This window comes from Terribacillus sp. AE2B 122, from assembly GCF_902497585.1.
Classification (GTDB): domain Bacteria; phylum Bacillota; class Bacilli; order Bacillales; family Amphibacillaceae; genus Terribacillus; species Terribacillus saccharophilus_A.
Genome location: NZ_LR700942.1, coordinates 775208 through 797982, shown reverse-complemented (window position 1 = coordinate 797982; position 22775 = coordinate 775208). Strand labels below are relative to the sequence as shown.

Below are 22775 nucleotides of genomic sequence, written 5' to 3'. Positions count from 1 at the left end.
TTGACGATTTTTTTTTGAACAGAATCAAAGAAAGTTCGTAATTCCGAGAAGGAGTGTAAAATATGGAGAATTATGTAATCGAAATGCTGAACATTCGCAAAGAATTTCCCGGAATTGTCGCCAATGACAACATCACGCTTCAAGTGAAAAAAGGAGAAATCCATGCGCTGCTAGGTGAAAATGGCGCAGGAAAATCCACACTGATGAACGTCCTGTTCGGCCTTTATCAGCCGGAAAAGGGAGAAATCCGCGTAGACGGAAAGAAAGTCGAAATCAATGATCCGAATGTTGCCAATAGATTAGGTATCGGAATGGTGCATCAGCACTTCATGCTTATCGACACCTTCACAGTTGCCCAAAATATCGTTCTCGGCAGTGAACCGAAAAAAGGTCTGAAGATCGATATGAAAAAAGCAGTTCGCGAAGTGCAGGAACTTTCAGATCGCTACGGTTTGCAAGTTGACGCCACAGCGAAAATCAGCGATATTTCCGTTGGTATGCAGCAGCGCGTGGAAATCTTGAAAACATTGTATCGCGGGGCGAATGTCGTCATCCTTGATGAGCCTACAGCTGTCTTGACACCACAGGAGATCAAAGAACTTATCGTGATTTTGCGTACGTTGATCAAAGAAGGCAAATCTATCATTTTGATTACGCATAAATTGAAAGAAATCATGGAAGTTTGTGACCGCTGTACGGTAATTAGGAAAGGGCAAGGTATCGGAACAGTTGACGTATCCGAAACGAACCCGAACGAACTGGCTTCTCTTATGGTAGGACGTGAGATACGCTTCTCTACTGAAAAGATACCTGCTGAACCAAAAGAAACAATTCTTTCCATTCAAGGTCTGACAGTACAGGATTCTCGCCATGTAGACATGGTGAAGGAACTGAATCTGGATATCAGAGCAGGCGAAATTGTCGGAATTGCCGGAGTTGACGGAAATGGCCAAACAGAATTAATTGAAGCAATTACCGGACTTCGCAAGAAATCAGCAGGAAAAGTTACACTGAAAAATCAGGATATTACGAATATGCCAGTTCGCGCCATTACGGAGAGCGGAGTCGGTCATATCCCGCAGGATCGTCACAAGCTTGGACTAGTGCTCGATTACTCTATCGGGGAAAACATTGTCTTGCAAACATATTACCAAAAGCCTTATTCGACTGGAGGCTTTCTTTCCTTCAAACGAATCTTTGATAAAGCGAAAGCACTCATAGCGGAATACGACGTTCGTACTCCTAGTCACTTATCGAAAGCTCGTACACTATCCGGCGGAAACCAGCAAAAAGCAATCATTGGCCGTGAAATCGACCGGAACCCGGATTTATTAATTGCAGCTCAGCCAACTCGTGGTCTTGATGTGGGTGCAATTGAATTCATCCACAAACGTCTGATAGAACAGCGTGACCAAGGAAAAGCTGTCTTGCTCGTTTCGTTTGAACTAGATGAAATTTTAAATGTAAGTGATCGTATTGCTGTTATGTTTGATGGGAAAATCATTGCAACAGTAAATCCGAAGGAAACAAATGAACAGGAGCTTGGATTACTGATGGCAGGTTCGAAGCTTGAGAAAGAAGGGGCGCAAAACTAATGTTTTCCAGCACAAAGTTCAATTTCATCATACCAATCATCTCGGTTATCCTTGGTTTGGTTGCCGGTGCAATCATCATGCTTATTTTCGGTTATAATCCGGTTCTCGGTTATCAGGCACTGTGGAATGGCGTATTTGATAGTCCGTTCTTCATGTCCGAAACAGTTAACCGGATCACACCTTATATACTGACTGGTTTGGCAATTGCTTTTGCTTTCCGTACTGGATTGTTCAATATCGGTGCAGAAGGCCAGGTACTAGTCGGCTGGGTCGCAGCTGTCTGGGTAGGTACTGCTATTGATGCACCTGCTTTCATTCATTTGCCGCTAGCACTTCTTGCAGCAGCTGCAGCAGGAGCATTTTGGGCTTTCATACCTGGTATCCTGAAGGCGAAGCTCGGTGTCCATGAAGTTATTGTTAGTATCATGATGAACTATATAGCACTTCATATTACGAACTATCTGATCCGTTCGGTACTGACAGATAATCAGGAGACGACAGAGCCAGTTAAACAAACTGCATCACTGACAAATGACTTTTTGATCGGGTTAACAGGATCCCGCTTGCATCTTGGGTTCATCGTTGCATTATTGATGGTACTTGTCATGTGGGTCATCCTTGAACGCACGAAGCTCGGATATGAATTGAAGGCTGTAGGTTATAACCAGCACGCTTCCAACTATGCAGGGATGAAAGTGGAACGAAACATTGTCATCTCGATGCTGATCTCAGGTCTTTTCGCAGGTCTTGCTGGTGCAATGCAAGGTCTTGGAAGCTTCGGTAACGCATTCACGAATACAGCATTCTCAAACCTTGGTTTCGATGGTATCGCTGTAGCGCTTCTAGGCGGGAACAACCCGTTCGGCGTTGTGTTATCAGCCAGTCTTTTCGGATTCCTGAAAGTGGGCTCGCTTAACATGTCCACAGCTGGTGTACCGAATGAAATCATCGAAATTGTCATTGCATTGATCATTCTTTTTGTTGCCTCCGGCTTTATCATCCGCTGGGCGCTGCTGCAATTGAAAAAAGGGGAGAAAAAATAAAATGCTGGATATCCTTTATTCTATTATTCCGCAAACGTTGTTCTTTGCCGCTCCTCTTATTTTCACCGCATTAGGCGGTGTGTATAGTGAGCGTTCAGGTGTCATCAATATCGGTTTGGAAGGTCTCATGGTTATCGGGGCTTTTTCCTCGGTAACGTTCAATTTGCTATATGCTGATGCTTTAGGAACTGCCACACCATGGATTTCCATATTGGTTGCTATGGTTGCAGGTATACTGTTCTCTTTGATCCATGCTGTAGCTACAATCACCTTCCGTGCAGACCAGACGGTCACAGGAGTAGCAATCAACATGCTGGCGCTTGGATTTGGCGTGTTCATGATCAAGCAAATCTTCGGAAAAGGCCAAACCGATTTTATATCGCAGCCGATTTATACAACGGATGTTCCATTCTTGGTTGATATTCCGGTCATCGGCAATATGTTCTTTAACAACATGTATATAACGTCGTATATCGCTATTGTCCTCTCCTTCCTTGCATGGTATATGCTGTATAAGACTCCATTTGGTCTTCGCATCCGTGCAGTCGGGGAGCATCCAATGGCTGCTGACACAAACGGAATTAAAGTTTATACGACGAGATATCTCGGCGTAATCATTTCTGGAGCACTTGCTGGAATCGGTGGTGCAGTGTTCGCTATGACAATATCTCAGAACTTCTCTATATCTACAATTGCCGGTCAAGGATTCATGGCAATTGCAGCTGTCATTTTCGGTAAGTGGAATCCGCTTGGAGCAATGGGAGCAGCTTTGTTCTTCGGCTTTGCCCAGTCTTTGAGCGTGGTCGGTTCATCGATTCCGTTGCTTGAAAATGTTCCGCAGGTTTACTTGCTGATTGCACCTTATGTGCTGACTATTCTTGCTTTGGCAGGATTCATCGGCCGTTCGGTAGCTCCAAAAGCAAGCGGTGTTCCGTACGTAAAAGGAAGTCGCTAAGACGAAAGACCCGATGCTTCTTATGCATCGGGTCTTTTTATGCAATCCGATTCGTTTTACTTCTAGGCGTTTTTTCATTAATATGGTAATCATAGCGAGGATTGTCGGATATATATAAGCAAAACTACAGAAGCTATACATAACAGAAGCCAGGGAGGTTCCTTATGAAAATCGCAGGTGAAAAAATCATCACAGGTAAAGGTGCGACGCTGCATCTTATACCGACTAAAAAATATAAGACAATTAGCATAGCCGTAAAATTACAGGCGCCGCTAGAGCGGGAGACTATTACAGCAAGAGCGCTGCTTCCATATGTACTGCAGCAGGGTACAGCCAGTTTATCGGATGCGCGTGCATTGCGACTAAAACTCGATGACTTGTATGGTGCTATTTTGTCTATTTCAGGTACGAAAAAAGGGGAGAAGCATATCATCACGCTTCGTCTCGATGTTGCCAATGAGAATTATCTGAGTGACCGAACTCCTTTATTTGAAAGAGCAGTCAATCTGCTGCGCGAGATCTTATTTGAGCCGAAAGTTGAAAACGGCGCTTTTACAGAGTCAATCGTTTCACGCGAAACACAAACGCTGAAACAAAAGATGGTAGCGTTGAAGGATGATAAGATGAGCTATGCAAATATGCGACTTATCGATGAGATGTGTAAAGATGAATCGTATAGTCTTCATGTGCACGGGTATGAAGAGGAACTGAAAGACATGGACGGCATTAAGCTGTATGGCTTTTATGAGAAAATGCTGAAGCAGGATAAAATGGATATTTATATTCTTGGTGATGTAGAGAGTGAACTAGCTGAAAAAGCGGTTCAGCCATTCCTAGAAAGAGATGTTTCTCCAATTGAAGAACGTGCAGCATCTGTTCATCCGACTTCTGCTGATGTCCAGGAAGTAATTGAGACGCAGGATGTACAACAAGCCAAGCTCCACCTTGGTTATCGGACGAATATCCGTTACGATGATCCAGATTATGCAGCATTACAAGTGTTTAATGGCTTATTCGGCGGCTTCCCGAGCTCGAAGCTTTTCCGGAATGTCAGAGAAAAACACAGCCTTGCTTATTATGCCGCTTCACGTTTTGAGAGCCATAAAGGTCTATTATTTGTTTTCTCTGGTATCGATCCAAAAGATTATCAGAAAGCAAAGGAAATTATCGACGCCCAGCTTGCTTCCATGCAAGCAGGTGAATTTGAAGGATCCGAAGTGGAAGAAGTGAAGGATCTTATCGTCAGTCAAATATTAGAGACAATCGACAATCCAGCAGGTCATATTGAAACGTTATACCAGCAAGTAATGGGAAATAAAAATATAACTATCGAACAGATGCTTGATACCATCCAACAAGTAACCACGGAGGATGTACTGCAAGTGGCGAAAAAAGTTCAATTGGATACAGTGTATCTGCTGACGAATAAGGAGGCCAAGAAGAATGCATAAGAAGCACTATGAACAATTACAGGAATCCGTCTACGCAGAAACGCTGCCGAACGGTCTAAAGGTTTTCCTGCAGCCGAAGTCGGAGATGGCGAAAACCTATGCGATCTTCTCAACGAATTATGGATCAGTCGATCAGACTTTCGTGCCACTTGATGGCAAAGAGAAAATCACCGTACCGGAAGGCATTGCGCATTTTCTGGAGCACAAGCTTTTCGAAAAAGAGGATCGGGATGTGTTCCAGGATTTCACCAAACAAGGTGCATCAGCGAACGCTTTCACTTCTTTCACTCAAACAGCATATCTGTTTTCTGCAACTTCTCATATTGAAGAGAATGTTACTACCTTACTTGATTTTGTACAGGATCCGTATTTTTCTGATAAATCGGTCGAGAAGGAAAAAGGCATTATCGCACAGGAAATTCGTATGTATGATGATCAGCCGGATTGGCGCTCCTTCTTTGGAACTATCCAAAGCCTATTCCAATCACACCCTGTAAGAATTGATATAGCAGGAACGGTGGAATCCATTCAAGAAATTACGAAGGAAGATCTTTACACTTGTTATAACACCTTTTACCATCCTTCGAACATGACCTTATTCGTAACAGGTAATATTGATGAAGAGAAGATGATTGAACTTATTCGTGCAAATCAGGATAGCAAGAAATTCGCTCCGCCTGCTAAAATCGAGCGCTTTTTCCCAGAAGAGCCTGAAACTGTAGCGGAAAAGAAAAAACAAGTTCGTATGCCTGTGAGTGTGTCAAAATGCATGGTCGGGATTAAAGAGAATACAGATTATGCATCCCCGGAAGCGTATCTGAAACAAGAACTGCTTACAGATATGGTACTGGATTATTATTTCTCTAAGAGCGGTGTCTACTACGAGGAATTATACAAAAATGATCTTATCGATGACAGCTTCGGCTTCGAAACAAGTCTGGAGAAAAACTTCGGTTTCTCGATCATCGGCGGTAATACGAAAGAGCCAGATCGCTTTGCGGATACAGTCAAAGGAATGCTGCAGCGAATGAAAGACCATACTGTTACCGAGGCGGAAATGGAACGGATGAAGAAAAAAACAATCGGTCAGATGCTTAGAGCAATGAATAGCTTGGAATTCGTCTCCAATCGTTTCATACAGTATCATCTTGCTGGAGTGGATCTGTTCGATATTGTACCAGCAATTGAAAAACTGACAGCTGCAGATGCGAATGACTTTCTAAAAGAATGGTTCAACGAGGATCGTTTGGCTGTCTGCCAGATCCTGCCGCAGGAGGCATAAACATGGGCAGAGTTATTTTCATTACGGGCGCAAGCGGAGCTATAGGCTCTGCTTGCGCCCGTCAGCTTGCCAGTGAAGGGCATCAGCTATTGCTTCATTACAATCAGAATGAACAAGCAATAGAATCCCTTTGTCTTGATATATCGGAAAGTGTGCTTGGAACAATCAAAGCTGATTTGACGAACGAAGCGGGTTTGTCGGAGCTTCTCCGCTTTTTATCTTTCCCGATCGATCAATTTGTCTATGCTGGAGGTATGGCCCATTATGGCATGTTCCAGGATATGACAAGCAAAGAGATGGATGATCTGCTTGCTGTTCATGTAAAGGCGCCATGGCGAATATGCCAGCATATTCTGCCGCCAATGCTTGCGCGCAGGAAGGGCGAAATCGTCATCGTCTCTTCTATTTGGGGAGAAAGAGGTGCAAGCTTTGAAGTCGCATATTCCAGCGTCAAAGCTGCTCAAATCGGATTTATCAATGGTTTGGCCAAGGAGATCGGAACGAGCGGTGTACGAGTCAATGCAGTAACACCAGGAGCGATAGAAACCGGGATGAACAGCCATTTAACTCAAGAAGAAAAAAATCAACTTACAGACGATATTCCAATGAATCGATTCGGACATGTAAGCGAAGTGGCAGATGCGGTCAGTTATCTGTTAAGCGACAAATCTGCTTATGTGAACGGACATGCACTTCAAGTGAACGGCGGCTGGTAAAATTAAGTCATTCTTTTTTGAATAAGGACACCCCTTCTGTCAAAAGCTATACTGCAAGCTAATGAAGGAGGAATACACCATGTCAGTTCTTGATAATTTCGATTCTTGGAAAGACTTCCTAGGTGATCGCCTACATCAAGCGCAAGGCAAAGGGATGGAGAATGAAACCGTCTCAGGCATTGCATATGAAATCGGTGATTATCTTGCGACGAAAGTCGATGCAAAGAACACAGAAGAGAAAATTCTTCGTGATCTTTGGACTGTCGCGTCTCAGGATGAGAAACAAGCTATCGCCAACATTATGGTAAAGCTTGTCCAAGACAATGGCCATACACGCTAAATAAGCGGCCAACTTCATTCAAGCCTGCTTCTTTTAAAGAAGCAGGTTTTCTTTATAGCTTCTCATAAGCCTGTTATGGCTTTTCTAATCTATCGTTTTCCTTTATAGTAAGAATAGGTTTTCGTTATATAAGACGCTATTTTCCTGTAAAGGGGCTTTTCTATGGAAACATTGGAATGGTATTTGGAATATGAGATTCAGCACAACCGGCCTGGCTTGTTAGGGGACATCTCTTCTTTGCTCGGTATGTTATCCATCAACATCAAGACGATCAATGGAGTGGAGAATCAACGGCGCGGTATGCTGCTTTCGGCAGAAAAGGAATTACAGATCATCCGACTCCATTCCATTCTGCGGACGATGGAACATGTGCATATCACAAAGTCCAGGGAGCCGAAACTTCGAGATCGGCTTGCTGTCAGGCACGGAAGGTATATACATAGGGATGTGGATGATAAAAAGACATTCCGTTTTGTCCGGAGTGAAATCGGACTTCTGGTCGATTTCATGGCAGAATTGTTTAAACAGGAAGGCTCTAAGGTAATAGGAATACGTGGGATGCCTCGTGTCGGGAAAACAGAATCAATCGTCGCTGCCAGTGTCAGTGCAAATAAGCGCTGGCTATTCGTCTCCAGCACCCTTCTGAAGCAAACTGCCAGGAATCAGCTGCTGCAGGATGAATACAATGAGGACAACCTCTTTATCATCGACGGTATTGTGTCGACTAGCCGCGCGAGTGAGCGTCATTGGGAGCTTGTGCGTGAAGTGATGCGGCTCCCTGTAGCAAAGGTAATCGAACATCCAGATATATTTATCCGGGATACGGAGTTTACATTGGATCATTTCGATTATATTATTGAACTTCGGAATCATGATGATGAAAAAATTATCTATGAACCGGAATTCAGACAGATTTAAGCAATAATAAAGATGGATGGTGGTATTAATGGACATTGGTGCAAAGCTTCGGGAGGCAAGAGAGTCCAAGGGAATGACGTTGGAGGATGTACAACAGCGCACCAAAATTCAGAAGCGTTATTTGAAAGCAATCGAAGAGAATAACCACAGTGTTATGCCTGGTGAATTTTACACGCGTGCTTTCATCAAAGAATATGCGCAGACAGTAGGACTAAATCCAGATGAAGTACTTGAACCGAAACAACAGCAGCAGGAAACACCGGCAGCTGTTCCGGTTCAGGAAAAGAGTGAGGCACCTTCCCGTCAGGAACGCAGTCGCGTTCGGGAAAATGACAGACCTCCTCGCAAGGAACGCAAAGGCATTCCTTACCTATCTTCCATCATCATTGGACTAATTGTATTGGCTGCCATTATTGTAGTCGTCTTCATTTACGCAGGTGGAACTAATAATAACAATGAAAATAATTCCGCCAATCAGCAGCAAAATGAAGATCAAGTAACCTCTCCGGAAAGTGAGCAGGAATCCGGTAATGACACAGCTGATCAGTCTGCTGAATCTGAGGAGCAAGCGAATGAAGCAGCTGAAGAAGAGCAAGCACAGCAGGAAGAGGAGCAAACAGAACCTAAACTTTCTGTGGACGAAGAAGGCACTGCCAGCAATCCGGTTACAACATATACACTGGAGAACGCTGGTGATGAAGTAACATTGAAACTTTCTGCACAAGATGGAGATGCATGGCTGCAAGTCGGTGACGGCAATAATGCTGGCAATGTCTATACTGGGACAATCGCTGACGGCAGTGAAGCTGTTGAGCAAGATGTAAGTGATTTGGAGACAGTCTCCATCAAGACAGGTTTTGCAAGAGCAACAAAACTGGAAATCAATGGTCAAGAACTGACATTCCCGATTGATAATGATGTTCAGACCATTACAGTAAATATTAAGAAATAATGATACAAGTTAAACCCTTTACGTCTATGGAAAGGGTTTAACTTATGTTTATCTGTACATACATAGGAGGCAGACATGAATATACCTAATAAAATTACTTTATCCCGAATTTTCCTGATCCCGATCTTTATCATCCTGCTGGCAGTTCCATTCGATTGGGGAACTCTCGATATCGGTGACACAACACTCCCCGTGAACCATTTAGCTGGGGCGATTTTATTCATCATTGCATCATGTACCGACTGGGTGGATGGTTACTATGCCCGTAAATATAATTTAGTAACGAATCTTGGTAAATTCCTTGATCCGCTAGCTGATAAGCTACTTGTTTCAGCTGCGCTTATTTTACTGGTACAATTAGATTTAGCGCCGGCTTGGATTACGATCATCATCATCAGTCGTGAATTTGCTGTTACCGGATTGCGTCTTGTTGCCGCAGGTGCAGGTCTGGTAATGGCAGCAGGTAAAATGGGTAAGCAAAAAACGGCGGTTCAGATTGTCGCTATCAGCGCATTGCTGCTGCACAATTGGCCATTTTCGTATCTCGGTTTCCCGTTTGCAACGATTTGCCTGTATCTTGCACTGATTCTGACAATCGTTTCCGGAGTCGACTACTTTGTAAGAAACTGGAGTGTCATGAAGGAGTCGAAATAAAATGAAGCAAATCAATGCAGAAGTGATAGCTGTAGGAACGGAAATTCTCATCGGTCAAATTAACAATACGAACGCACAATATATTTCCAAACAGCTTGCTGATCATGGAATTAACGTATTCTATCATCATGTAGTAGGCGATAATCTTACTCGTGTGCAATCGTCCTTTGCAAAAGCACAGCGCGATGCAGACCTTGTACTTGTAACCGGCGGCCTCGGCCCGACTGAGGATGACTTGACAAGAGAAGCCTTTCAGCTCATATCTGGCCTTGAAATGCATGAAGACAAGGTTTCTATGGATCGGATCAAAGAGTTCTTCGTTAAACGAGGCCGCACAATGTCTCCGAACAACCATAAGCAAGCACGTGTTTTTGACGGCGCAAAAGTGCTGGAGAATACAGTTGGTATGGCACCAGGCATGCTGGTAGAGCATGATGGTGTGGTGTGGGCGTTTATGCCGGGTGTCCCTCGTGAAATGAAGCAGATTATGTCTGATCATGTTCTGCCTCACGTGCGGGAGAAATACCAGCTTCAATCTGTTTTGCAGTCCCGCCTGCTTCATTTCATCGGAATCGGGGAATCACAGCTGGAAACGGACTTGCTGGATTTGATTCAGGTACAGGAAAATCCAACAATCGCAACATATGCCTCTGAAGGGGAAGTTGCTGTAAGGCTTACTGCCCGTGCAGAAACGAAGGATGAAGCAGACCGTTTGATTGATGTTGTTGAAAAAGAAGTGATGGAGCGCGTCGGTCAATACTTTTATGGCTATGATGAAACATCTGTTCAGCAGCAAGTGTTCGAACTGCTGAAGCAACGGCAGTTTACACTGGCCAGTGCAGAAAGCCTGACAGGCGGACTGTTCGCAGATGCACTCGTTTCCTTGAGTGGCGCTTCCGAGGTATTTCTTGGAAGTTTCGTTACGTATGCACCTAGTATGAAACAGCACGTGCTTGGTGTGAAGGAAGAAACGATCCAGATTCAAGGCACTGTCAGTGAGCAATGTGCCATTGAGATGGCCGAGAATGCGGTGCAGCTTACTGGTGCCGATATTGGTATCAGTTTCACCGGTGTTGCCGGCCCGGATAGTTCAGAAGGCAAAGAGCCTGGAACTGTCTTTATCAGCCTTCATGAAAAAGGCAAACAGACACGAACTACAGAGCTGTCCATTCGGAGCTCGCGTCAAGGTGTACGGGCGCAAGCGGTGAAGAAAGGCTTTGATATGTTGTTCCATTATTTAAAATCATGATTTAACGAATGTTTGAAGCGAATAAATGCTCTTTTTGCCTGGATGAATTGTCTTTATTGGTGTGTTCGGGAGAAATAAAAAAAGGGAACATTTATTCGCTTTTTGCTTGTTATATCTCAAAAAACAAGTTAAAATAGAAATAGATAATCCAAAGGAGGAAATACATTTGAGTGAACGTAAACAAGCCCTTGATATGGCTTTGAGACAAATAGAGAAACAATTCGGTAAAGGTTCCATTATGAAACTAGGTGAAAGAGCAGAACAGAAGGTTTCTACTGTATCCAGCGGCTCTCTTGCCCTTGATATCGCGCTTGGTGTAGGTGGATATCCTAAAGGCCGTGTTATCGAGATTTATGGTCCGGAATCCTCTGGTAAGACAACTGTTGCCTTGCACGCAATTGCAGAAGCACAGCGCAACGGCGGACAAGCAGCTTTCATTGATGCAGAGCACGCGCTTGATCCTGTTTATGCACAGAAGCTTGGCGTCAATATTGACGAACTTTTACTTTCTCAGCCAGATACAGGGGAACAAGCATTGGAAATCGCCGAGGCGCTTGTACGAAGCGGAGCGGTTGACATCGTTGTTGTCGATTCGGTAGCTGCCCTTGTACCAAAAGCAGAGATCGAAGGGGAGATGGGAGATGCTCACGTTGGTTTGCAGGCTCGTCTTATGTCTCAGGCACTTCGTAAATTGTCTGGAGCAATAAACAAGTCTAAAACGACTGCTATCTTCATCAACCAGATCCGTGAGAAAGTCGGCGTTATGTTCGGTAACCCGGAAACGACACCTGGTGGACGCGCACTTAAGTTCTATTCTTCTGTACGTTTGGAAGTACGCCGTGCAGAGACACTTAAACAAGGTAATGACATGGTCGGTAACAAAACGAGAATCAAAGTAGTGAAAAACAAAGTAGCTCCGCCTTTCAAACAAGCGGAAGTCGATATTATGTACGGAGAAGGGATCTCCAGAGAAGGGGAACTCATCGACATCGCCAGCGACTTGGATATCGTTCAGAAAAGCGGTGCTTGGTACTCTTATAATGAGGAGCGTCTTGGTCAAGGACGTGAAAATGCGAAGCAGTTCTTGAAAGAGAATCCGGAAATTGCTACAACAATTCAAATAACTGTACGTGACCACTATAACCTCGATGCAGATAAGAAGCTGCCAGAAGAAGCGCAGTCAGAAGAACAGGAATCATTGGATATGTAAGACTAAGCCTTCGGTTACATCCGAAGGCTTTTTATATAGGCTAATCTGCTAGTACTTTCCATGTTTTCTTGACAACATGCGAACACAGGATTAAAATTAATTTGTATAATTTTATTTTTATTATACTTCTCAAAGGTTACCATAGTTTTTTTATGAAAAACATTGTGCATGCCGACAGACATGTTTGTACAATTTTATAGCAGGGGAGGTGAAATCATGGAACTATTTTACCTAATCATCTCCATTTTGCTTGCTCTGATCGTCGGTGGTGTTGTTGGTTATCTTGTTCGCAAATCTATTGCTGAGAAAAAGATCTCCAGTGCGGAGGAATTGGCGAAGCAAATAGTAGAAGAAGGACATCGCAATGCGGAAACGTCTAAGAAGGAAGCACTTCTCGAAGCGAAGGATGAGAACTTCCAGCTGCGTCAGCAGACGGAGCAGGAATTACGTGAGCGTCGTCTTGAACTGCAGAAACAGGAAAATCGTCTGATGCAGAAAGAAGAGAATCTGGACCGTAAAAGCGATACGCTTGATAAGCGTGAAATTACGTTAGAGAAAAAGGAACAAATATTAGCTGAAAAACAACAACAAATTGAAGAATTAGAAAGCAAAGTGGAAGTCTTGGTGAAAGAACAGCAGCTCGAATTGGAGCGAATTTCCGGCTATACGTCTGATGAAGCACGTCAAATCGTGCTGGACAAAGTCGAGAAGGAAGTTGCCTTCGATGCAGCTGTCATGATCAAAGATGCGGAACATCGTGCCAAAGATGAGGCCGATAAGAAAGCGAAGAGCATTCTTTCCCTTGCACTTCAGCGCTGCGCAGCCGATCACGTTGCGGAAACGACTGTATCAGTCGTGAACTTGCCGAATGACGAGATGAAAGGACGCATTATCGGACGGGAAGGCCGTAACATACGTACGTTAGAAACGCTTACGGGAATTGATCTGATCATTGATGATACACCTGAAGCGGTCATCCTGTCCGGTTTTGATCCTGTCCGTCGTGAGATCGCACGAATCGCACTCGAGAAACTTGTACAAGATGGACGAATCCACCCAGCTCGTATCGAGGAAATGGTGGAGAAATCCAGACGTGAAGTGGATGAGTATATTCGCGAGATAGGTGAGGAGACGACTTTCGAAGTTGGGGTACACGGCTTGCATCCGGATCTTGTTAAGATACTGGGAAGATTGAAGTATCGCACAAGTTACGGCCAGAACGTATTGAAGCACTCGACAGAAGTTGCTTACCTAGCTGGTTTGCTTGCTGCTGAGCTTGGCGAGGACGTTACCTTGGCAAGACGTGCAGGGCTCCTGCATGACATCGGTAAAGCAATCGACCACGAAGTCGAAGGCAGCCACGTTGAAATCGGGAAAGAACTCGCAATGAAATACAAAGAGCATCCGGTCGTCATCAACAGCATCGCTTCCCACCACGGGGATGAGGAAGCAACATCGGTTATTGCAGTGCTTGTCGCTGCAGCAGATGCCCTTTCCGCAGCCCGTCCGGGAGCGAGAAGTGAGACACTGGAAAACTACATCAAGCGTCTGGAGAAACTGGAGGAGATTTCAGAATCCTTCCAAGGCGTGGAGAAATCCTTCGCAATTCAGGCTGGACGTGAGATCCGTATCATGGTTAAACCGGATGAAATCAACGACTTGGAATCCATCAAGGTCGCACGAGATATCCGGAAACGCATTGAAAGCGAGTTGGATTATCCGGGACATATTAAAGTCACGGTCATCCGAGAAACGCGCGCAGTTGAATATGCAAAATAAGAAAGCGGCCCTGTGCCGCTTTTTTTAATGTTAAACTATACCTACTACAAGTTGAGATAGAGAAAGGGATTTGATTATGAAGTTATTATTTATCGGAGATGTTGTCGGCGAGCCCGGACGTCAGATGGTACAGGAATATTTACCGCGTTTGAAGCAGCGTTATCAACCGCAGCTTACAATCATTAATGGAGAGAATAGCGCTGATGGTAAAGGAATTAATGAACGGATTTACAAACAGTTCCTCGAATGGGGTGCACAAGCAATTACGATGGGCAACCATACATGGGATAAACGGGATATCTTTGAATTCATCGATGATGCCAAATACCTTGTCCGTCCATCGAATCTTCCTCCAGGTACACCTGGTAAGGGAATCATTTATGTGAAAGTGAATCAATATGAGGTTGCTATCATAAACCTGTTAGCACGTACATTCATGATGCCTGCAGACGATCCGTTCCGGGAAGCTGACCGTCTCATCGAAGAGGCGCGTAAACGGACGAATTTGATTTTCATTGATTTTCACGGAGAGGCGACTAGCGAGAAGCAGGCTTTTGGCTGGTATGTCGATGGACGTGTCAGTGCTGTTGTTGGCACCCACACACATACGCAGACAGCTGATGAACGGATATTAGCGTCTGGTACAGCATATATTTCGGATGCAGGTATGACCGGTCCGTATGAAGCGATTCTCGGGATGGAGCGGGAAGCAGTCATTAAAAGATTCCTTACCGGTCTCCCAGTACGTTTTGAAGTACCAAAAAAGGGTAAAGCACAATTAAATGGAGTAGTAATCGATCTGGATCCGCAAACGGGGAAGGCTTCTTCCATCAAACGCATCCTTATCAATGATGACCACCCGTATATGGATTGATCCTTGCTGCTCCTTCACTAGGACTTTTGTTTACAGATATGAACCAGGACAGGTTGTACCACTTTTTTCAGACATCGCCCGAAATGGGCATATCTACTATCTTGCAGAAATATAGTAAAAAGGAAAGTAGTCCAGTAAACGAAGGAGGTACCAGTGATGGATATACTAAAAGTTTCAGCGAAATCCAATCCAAACTCAGTAGCAGGCGCACTTGCGAACGTATTAAGGGAACGTGGCTCAGCGGAGATACAGGCAATCGGAGCAGGAGCACTCAATCAATCAGTGAAAGCTGTCGCCATCGCGCGTGGCTTTGTGGCACCGAGTGGTGTAGATTTAATTTGTATTCCGGCATTTACGGATATAATGATCGACAACGAAGAACGGACTGCCATTAAATTGATTATAGAACCAAGATAAGTCCCGCCTAAGGCGGGGCTTTTTTATTTCCAATACTTGGACACTACAGTATGCATTGGTATAATGTAGAAGATAGTGAGCAATGAATGGGGGAGAAGGAACAAGTGAATGAGGAACAGCGTAAATCCGTGAGTTTGATTGCTGCAGAACAGACGAGAGAAGTGGAGAAGCCGCTTCATGAGAAAACCACAGCTGATTTCGCAAAATATTTTCAGACGACGTACCAGCCGCCGAATTTGAAGCAGGCAAAGAAACGACGCAGGGAAGATGTTCAGTTCCATTATGATTTCACGATTCCGCCAGAAATGCAGGAAGCCGGTCGCGGCAAGAAGTTCCTTATCCGTACATACGGCTGCCAAATGAATGAACATGATACAGAAGTGATGGCTGGATTGTTTATGGAGATGGGATATTCTCCGACAACAGAGACAAACGAGGCAGATGTAATTCTTCTCAATACTTGTGCCATTCGAGAAAATGCTGAGAATAAAGTTTTCGGAGAGATTGGCCATCTGAAACCATTGAAGCTGGAGAAGCCGGATTTAATTATCGGTGTATGTGGCTGCATGTCACAGGAAGAAGCAGTAGTAAACCGGATATTGAAGAAGCATCATCATATTGATTTGATTTTCGGGACACACAATATCCACCGACTTCCACAGCTCTTGAAAGAAGCGCAATACAGCAAGGAAATGGTTCTGGAGGTATGGTCCAAGGAAGGCGATGTCATAGAAAATCTTCCAAAAGCACGAAAAGGCAAGATAAAGGCATGGGTCAACATCATGTATGGCTGTGATAAGTTCTGCACATATTGTATCGTCCCATACACGCGCGGTAAGGAACGGAGCCGGCGTCCGGAGGACATTATCCATGAAGTGCGTCAACTGGCGGCTCAAGGCTATCAGGAGATTACACTGCTTGGGCAAAATGTAAATGCATATGGTAAGGATTTGCTAGATCTTGATTTTAGCCTTGGGGACCTGATGAATGAAATCAGGAAGATAGCAATACCGCGTGTGCGTTTCACGACTTCCCATCCAAGGGACTTTGATGATAAACTAATAGAGGTACTTGCCCAAGGCGGAAATCTTCTCGATCATATACATTTGCCTGTACAATCAGGCAGCAGTGACATACTCAGGGTAATGGCTCGACGCTATACGAGGGAAGAATATCTGACTCTAGTAAAGAAAATCAGACGTTCTATACCAAATGTGACACTTACGACGGATATCATAGTCGGTTTTCCGAATGAGACCGAGGAGCAGTTTCAGGAGACATTAACTCTTGTAGAGGAAGTCGGGTTTGAGGCAGCATATACGTATATCTATTCTCCACGTGAAGGGACACCTGCAGCCAAATGGGAGGATAATGTCCCTATGGAAGTGAAACGGGAGCGCCTGCAGCGTTTGAATAGAGTGGTAGATGAACATGCAGCAGCATCTATGCGTGCTTATGAAGGCAAGATCGTGCATGTACTAGTCGAAGGGGAAAGCAAACGGAACCCCGACGTGCTGGCCGGTTATACCGAAAAGAACAAGCTAGTCAATTTCCGCGGACCAAAATCGGTGGTCGGCAAGATTATCCCGGTTCGGATAAAACAAGCGAAAACATGGTCGCTTGATGGTGAATTAGCAGAAACAACAGCGGAGGTACACTTATAATGAATAATTCCACCGAAGATATTCTCAAGCAAGCGGAAGCTTTGGCTGATGACATGAGCAATCTGGATGAGATCGAACATTTTCATCAGCTGGAAGCGAAGCTTAATGAGAACAAAAAGGTGCAAACATATATCAATCAAATTAAAATGAAGCAAAAGCAGGCTGTCAATTTGCAGGCTTATGGCAAACGCGAAGCTCAGCAGCAAATGGAAAAGGAAATCGATGAACTGCAAGAAAAGATCGACAGCATCCCTGTGGTCCAGGAATTCAAAGAATCTCAGGTTATCACGAACCATATTCTGCAGAGCATTTCCCAAAACATCCAGCAGACGGTTTTTCAGGATGAGGAAACGGACGAATAGGTCCGTTTCTTTTTTTTGTCATTATTCCTCTGAGGCACGCCAGTCGGCAAGTTTTCTATAACCTCTTCTTAGGCACATGCATAGAATGAAGGAGCGTCCAGTTGTGGTGAGGGAATGTATTTTTTCTGACACCATAGGTGAACACACCGCATAACATGACTATGTAAAAAGAGGAGGTTTTTGCAAGATGGGTTTTCTAGAGCAGAGTTACCGTGAGATCATCACGAAAGCGGTCATTGGCCGTGGACGTAAATTTAGCAAGAATATCGATCATATCCGTCCGGACCACAAACCATCCAGCATCCTTGGCTGCTGGATCATCAACCACCGCTATCACGCAAAAAAGAAAGGTGATAAAGGTGTAGAAGTAGTCGGTTCCTATGAAACCAACGTTTGGTATTCGTATAATGACAATACGAAAACGCACGTTGTTTCGGAGAAAGTCGAGTATAAGGAACTAATCAAATTAAGCATCAAAGACGAGAACTGCCTTGATGACGAATTCGAGGTTTATGCGAAAGCAATCCAACAGCCTAACTGCCTGGAATGCAAGATCGTACAGCACGGACAGAAGATTTTCGTCGAAGTAGAGAAAGAATTCCTTGTTGAAGTTATCGGTGAAACGAAGCTTTGTGTGAAAGTAGATCCTGATGGCTGTGTAGTGGAAGAAATGGAAGAAGATTGGGATTATGAGCTTACTGAAGATGATTTTAAAGATGTAGATCCTGACTTTTTGGATAAAAAGGATGACCATGAAGACTGAACGAGAGCTGATGCTCTCGTTTTTTGTATTATACAGAATGACACTGCAGAAGAAACATAGAAAATACCTGTGTTATAATAGGGCTAATTGCAATGAAACAGGGGAGTAGGACAATGGCAGGTTACACACCGATGATGCAGCAATATTTAAGAATTAAAGCCGACTATAAGGATGCATTCCTTTTCTTCCGGCTTGGGGATTTCTATGAGATGTTCTTTGATGATGCGCTGAAAGCGACGAAGGAATTGGAAATCACTTTAACAAGCAAGAATGCGGGTGTTGAGGAGAAAGTGCCAATGTGCGGTGTTCCGTATCATTCGGCTGATAATTATATAAGAACACTAGTTTCGCGCGGCTACAAGGTAGCTATCTGTGAACAAGTAGAGGATCCGAAGACAGCCAAAGGGGTTGTAAAACGGGAAGTAGTCCAGCTAATCACACCGGGGACCGTCATGGAAAACGGTATGCTGGATGAAAAGGAGAATAATTACCTGGCAGCTGTACATGAAAACAATGATCGTACATACAGTCTTGTTTATCATGACCTTTCAACGGGTGAAAATCGAGCTGCATTACTTGAAGGTGGATTTGATAGTCTTTTAAGCGAGCTATACAACCAGCCAGTGCGGGAAATCGTCATTAGTGAAGAGCTGGATCAGCAGTTGCAAGAAGCTTTACAGATTCGCCTTGGTGTCACATTATCATACCAAGATAGCAGCAGTACGAGCGCGTCACTGGAAAAACTTACTGGTGATGTGACAGATCCAAGATTGCTAGATTGCTTCAGCATGCTGTTAAACTATGTAGAAAGAACTCAAAAGCGAGGTTTGGATCATTTAAAGCCGCTTCAAGTGATGGAGCTTAAACATTTCATGACGCTGGATATGTATTCAAAGCGCAATTTAGAGCTGACAGAGACGATTCTGAAGAAAGGCAAGCATGGGAGCCTTCTATGGGTGCTTGATGACACAGTAACGGCAATGGGAGCGCGGATGCTGAAGAAATGGCTGGAGCGTCCGCTTCTTCAAAAAGAAGCGATCACAAAGCGCCAGGATTTAGTCCAAGCTTTTCTTGATCACTTCTTCGAACGTGATACAATCCGACAGCATTTACAATCTGTTTATGATATAGAACGTCTTTCCGGAAGAGTCGCCTTTGGAAATGTCAATGCCAGGGATCTTCTGCAGCTGAAACGGACACTTGAGAAACTGCCTGAATTGAAGCAGGTCTTGTCAGGCTTTGAGGAAGAAGAAGTACAGCGGATGGGCAGAGAGCTTAATCCACTGCCAGAACTTAGCGAATATCTCGAGAAAAGTCTGCATGAAGATGCGCCGATTGGTGTCCGTGACGGTGGCATTTTGAAGGACGGTTTCCATGAACAGCTTGATACGTATCGAGATGCTTCAAGAAACGGAAAACAGTGGATCGCGGCTTTGGAACAGCGTGAGCGCGAGGAGACTGGTATCAAATCGCTTAAAGTCGGCTTTAATAAAGTGTTCGGGTACTATATCGAGGTGACACGGGCGAATCTTCAGCTGCTGCCTGAAGGGAAATACGAGCGCAAACAAACTCTCAGCAATGCAGAGCGTTTTATCACACCAGAATTGAAGGAAAAAGAAGCACTTATTTTGGAAGCGCAGGAAAAAAGCGTAGAACTTGAATATAACTTGTTCATGGAAATTCGGGATCATGTCAAAACGTACATCCCCGCTCTTCAGTTGCTTGCAGACCAAATCAGCCAACTGGATGTGCTGCAAAGCTTTGCGGAAGTGAGTGAAAAGCAGCGGTATGCTCGTCCGACATTCAATATAGATAGGTCTGTCGCAATTACAGAAGGACGACATCCTGTCATAGAAAAAGTGATGAAAACAGGGCAGTTTGTACCAAATGATGTGAAGATGGGCAATGATGCTGATATCTTACTGATCACCGGTCCGAATATGAGCGGTAAAAGTACGTATATGCGCCAAGTGGCTTTGACAAGCATCATGGCGCAAATAGGATGTTTCGTTCCGTGTGAAGCTGCTGATTTGCCATTGTTTGATCAAATTTTCACCCGCATCGGTGCAGCGGACGATCTTGTTTCCGGCCAGAGTACCTTTATGGTTGAAATGCTGGAGTCGAGACATGCATTGGAGCATGCCACTGACAGAAGTCTTATCCTGCTGGATGAGATCGGCAGAGGAACTAGCACATACGATGGAATGGCACTGGCACAAGCCATCATTGAATATGTTCATAACAATATCCATGCGAAGACTTTATTCTCTACCCATTATCATGAGCTTACTAGTCTTGACGAGAACCTGGACAAACTCCGGAATATCCACGTCCGAGCAGAAGAACATGATGGCAATGTGGTCTTCCTTCACCAAATCCGTGAAGGAGCGGCAGATGAAAGCTACGGCATTCATGTGGCAAAATTGGCTAAGTTGCCAGAGAGTCTTATTCAGCGTGCTTCTCATATTCTCCACGAGCTGGAGGGGCAGGGAGAAAAGCCATCTGTATCCAAACCGGCAATGCAAGTGGAGGATGACATTCAGCTATCGTTCTTCACAGAGCCTGAACCGGAAAAGAAAAAAACGAAGCAAGACAATAAGGCCGATAAAGTGATAGCGGAGCTTGCATCAATTAATCTGATGGAGCAAACACCGCTTGAAGCAATGAATCTATTATATAAATTGCAGCAAATGGCAACGAAAAAGTAAGGAGGTTCCCATATGGCGATTCAATTGATGCCGGATGATTTAGCGAATAAGATTGCAGCAGGTGAAGTGGTCGAGCGACCGGCCTCTGTCGTCAAGGAACTGGTAGAAAACAGTATTGATGCCGGTAGTACGGTCATTAAGGTGGCGGTACAGGAAGCAGGGCTGACCGAAATCAAAATTGTCGACAATGGTGATGGTATGGAGTCGGACGATGTGGAGCGGGCATTTTTCCGCCACGCTACAAGCAAGATCCGTAATGAGCATGATTTGTTTCATGTCCGCACACTTGGGTTTAGAGGGGAAGCATTAGCCAGTATTGCAGCGGTAAGCCAGCTGGAAATCAAGACGAGCACAGGTGAGAATGCTGGTGTGAAGCTTGTGATGGAAGGTGGTTCAATCAAAGAAAGAGGCAAATGCGATGCTCGTAAAGGAACCGAGATGACGGTACGGCATTTGTTCTTTAATACGCCGGCCCGGCTGAAGTATATGAAAACAATTCATACCGAGCTTGGCCACGTATCAGAAGTGATTAACCGGCTTTCACTTGCTCACCCGGAAATACGTTTTGAACTGACTCATAATGACAAACCGATGTTCCAGTCATCTGGCCGAGGAGATATGCTTCAGATTGCTGCTCAGATTTACGGTAACTCGGTGGCAAAGAAGATGGTCAAAGCATCACACGAAACATTGGATTACAAGCTGGAAGTATTTGCGGCCAAACCAGAAATAAATCGTGCGTCCCGTCAGTATGTATCGTTTATCGTCAATGGCAGATACATTCGAAATCCTGTCTTGGCGAAAGCAGTCATGCAGGCGTACCATACACTCCTGCCTATTGGCAGATTTCCGCTCGCCGTCATAACTATCGAGATGGATCCAGTCTTAGTGGACGTCAATGTGCATCCAGCTAAGCTGGAAGTTCGTTTCAGCAAAGAAAAGGAATTATTTGATGCTGTAGAGCAGCTTGTCTCAAAAGCACTTCGCCAGCAGCGGCTCATTCCAGAAGCTGTCGCACCTAAACAGAAGAAGATACAAGAAAAAAGTGAACAGCAAAGCTTCTCTTTCTTTGAAAGTAACCCAGTTAAGGAACCGGAAGTACAAAAGGAGCAATGGTTCTTTGACAAGGTGAAAGAAACCGTTCCTCCGATCATTGAGGAGAAGCAACAGGATATGGAACCTGAGATAATCAATGATTCATCTTTTGAAATAGTCCAAGAGCCTGAGTATGTATCAACCGAGAAAGAAAACGAGCCGGAGTATGCGGTACCGGCGATGTATCCGATCGGTCAGCATCATGGCACTTATATTCTTGCTGAAAATGAAGAAGGTCTTTTTCTCATCGATCAGCATGCTGCTCAGGAACGGATTAAATATGAGTATTACCGAGAAAAAATCGGAGAAGTGGAAAAGGAGCTGCAAGAGCTGCTCATTCCGCTTACGTTTGATTTCACTCAACAAGAATCACTGATTGTCGAACAACATAAGACTGAGCTAGAGGCGGTCGGATTGTTTTTCGAATCGTTTGGCGGCCATACGTATATTGTACGTTCCCATCCGCAGTGGTTCCCGAAAGGCTTTGAAGAGGAGATCATACGGGAAATCGTCGAACAAGTGATGCAGGAAAGTAAAGTGGACATTCGAAAATTACGGGAAGAAGCAGCTATCATGATGTCTTGCAAGAGATCTATTAAAGCGAACCATCATCTAAATTATGACGATATGTTTCATCTATTGGAAGAGCTCCGCACATCACAAGATCCGTTCACTTGTCCTCATGGGCGGCCGATTATTATCCGTTTTACTTCCTATGAACTGGAGAAGCTCTTCAAACGAGTACAAT

Annotated in this window: 20 protein-coding genes; all 20 read left to right on the top strand. The window is 44.4% G+C overall.

Features of this window, described 5'->3' with window-relative positions:
• Positions 1-62: 62 nt before the first annotated feature.
• The gene (locus tag AE2B122_RS04055) at positions 63-1595 is read left to right on the top strand and encodes an ABC transporter ATP-binding protein (RefSeq protein ID WP_175073160.1); all 1533 of its coding nucleotides are present in this window, start codon (positions 63-65) and stop codon (positions 1593-1595) included.
• Complete coding sequence (locus tag AE2B122_RS04050; protein ID WP_175073159.1) at positions 1595-2638, top strand: ABC transporter permease; 1044 nt, start codon at positions 1595-1597, stop codon at positions 2636-2638. The genes AE2B122_RS04055 and AE2B122_RS04050 overlap by 1 nt, the downstream gene beginning before the upstream one ends.
• Before the next feature lies 1 nt (position 2639).
• A complete protein-coding gene (locus AE2B122_RS04045) occupies positions 2640-3593 on the top strand; it encodes an ABC transporter permease (protein ID WP_095270209.1) in 954 nt (317 codons plus the stop codon).
• 164 nt (positions 3594-3757) lie between these two features.
• On the top strand, positions 3758-5044 hold the full coding sequence (gene yfmF / locus AE2B122_RS04040) for an EF-P 5-aminopentanol modification-associated protein YfmF (protein ID WP_175073158.1): 1287 nt from the start codon (positions 3758-3760) through the stop codon (positions 5042-5044).
• The gene (yfmH, locus tag AE2B122_RS04035) at positions 5037-6326 is read left to right on the top strand and encodes an EF-P 5-aminopentanol modification-associated protein YfmH (protein ID WP_175073157.1); all 1290 of its coding nucleotides are present in this window, start codon (positions 5037-5039) and stop codon (positions 6324-6326) included. Before yfmF ends, yfmH begins: the two co-directional genes overlap by 8 nt.
• A 2-nt stretch (positions 6327-6328) precedes the next feature.
• Complete coding sequence (gene ymfI, locus AE2B122_RS04030; protein ID WP_175073156.1) at positions 6329-7042, top strand: elongation factor P 5-aminopentanone reductase; 714 nt, start codon at positions 6329-6331, stop codon at positions 7040-7042.
• A gap of 79 nt (positions 7043-7121) precedes the next feature.
• Entirely contained in the window at positions 7122-7382 is a 261-nt protein-coding gene (locus AE2B122_RS04025; protein ID WP_095217714.1) for a DUF3243 domain-containing protein, read from the top strand.
• 162 nt (positions 7383-7544) lie between these two features.
• Complete coding sequence (locus AE2B122_RS04020) at positions 7545-8300, top strand: DUF3388 domain-containing protein (RefSeq protein ID WP_095217715.1); 756 nt, start codon at positions 7545-7547, stop codon at positions 8298-8300.
• A gap of 28 nt (positions 8301-8328) precedes the next feature.
• A complete protein-coding gene (locus AE2B122_RS04015) occupies positions 8329-9252 on the top strand; it encodes a RodZ family helix-turn-helix domain-containing protein (protein WP_175073155.1) in 924 nt (307 codons plus the stop codon).
• A 75-nt stretch (positions 9253-9327) separates the two neighbouring features.
• Positions 9328-9906: a CDP-diacylglycerol--glycerol-3-phosphate 3-phosphatidyltransferase gene (gene pgsA / locus AE2B122_RS04010; protein ID WP_095217717.1), complete on the top strand. Its 579-nt coding sequence runs from the start codon at positions 9328-9330 to the stop codon at positions 9904-9906.
• Position 9907: 1 nt separating this feature from the next.
• On the top strand, positions 9908-11155 hold the full coding sequence (locus AE2B122_RS04005; RefSeq protein ID WP_175073154.1) for a competence/damage-inducible protein A: 1248 nt from the start codon (positions 9908-9910) through the stop codon (positions 11153-11155).
• A 166-nt stretch (positions 11156-11321) separates the two neighbouring features.
• Positions 11322-12365, top strand: a complete 1044-nt coding sequence (recA, locus tag AE2B122_RS04000) for a recombinase RecA (protein ID WP_095217719.1) — start codon at positions 11322-11324, stop codon at positions 12363-12365.
• A 216-nt stretch (positions 12366-12581) separates the two neighbouring features.
• Positions 12582-14144, top strand: coding sequence for a ribonuclease Y (rny, locus tag AE2B122_RS03995; protein ID WP_095217720.1), 1563 nt, complete (start codon positions 12582-12584; stop codon positions 14142-14144).
• 76 nt (positions 14145-14220) lie between these two features.
• Entirely contained in the window at positions 14221-15018 is a 798-nt protein-coding gene (locus AE2B122_RS03990; RefSeq protein ID WP_095217721.1) for a TIGR00282 family metallophosphoesterase, read from the top strand.
• Positions 15019-15174: 156 nt separating this feature from the next.
• Entirely contained in the window at positions 15175-15435 is a 261-nt protein-coding gene (locus tag AE2B122_RS03985) for a stage V sporulation protein S (protein WP_038560399.1), read from the top strand.
• A gap of 104 nt (positions 15436-15539) precedes the next feature.
• On the top strand, positions 15540-17099 hold the full coding sequence (gene miaB / locus AE2B122_RS03980; protein WP_175073153.1) for a tRNA (N6-isopentenyl adenosine(37)-C2)-methylthiotransferase MiaB: 1560 nt from the start codon (positions 15540-15542) through the stop codon (positions 17097-17099).
• A complete protein-coding gene (locus AE2B122_RS03975; RefSeq protein ID WP_095217723.1) occupies positions 17099-17461 on the top strand; it encodes a RicAFT regulatory complex protein RicA family protein in 363 nt (120 codons plus the stop codon). Before miaB ends, AE2B122_RS03975 begins: the two co-directional genes overlap by 1 nt.
• 187 nt (positions 17462-17648) lie before the next feature.
• Complete coding sequence (cotE, locus tag AE2B122_RS03970; RefSeq protein ID WP_095217724.1) at positions 17649-18224, top strand: outer spore coat protein CotE; 576 nt, start codon at positions 17649-17651, stop codon at positions 18222-18224.
• A gap of 113 nt (positions 18225-18337) precedes the next feature.
• Positions 18338-20932: a DNA mismatch repair protein MutS gene (gene mutS / locus AE2B122_RS03965; RefSeq protein WP_175073152.1), complete on the top strand. Its 2595-nt coding sequence runs from the start codon at positions 18338-18340 to the stop codon at positions 20930-20932.
• A 12-nt stretch (positions 20933-20944) separates the two neighbouring features.
• The coding region (mutL, locus tag AE2B122_RS03960) for a DNA mismatch repair endonuclease MutL (protein ID WP_175073151.1) at positions 20945-22775 on the top strand (1831 nt) is incomplete at its 3' end.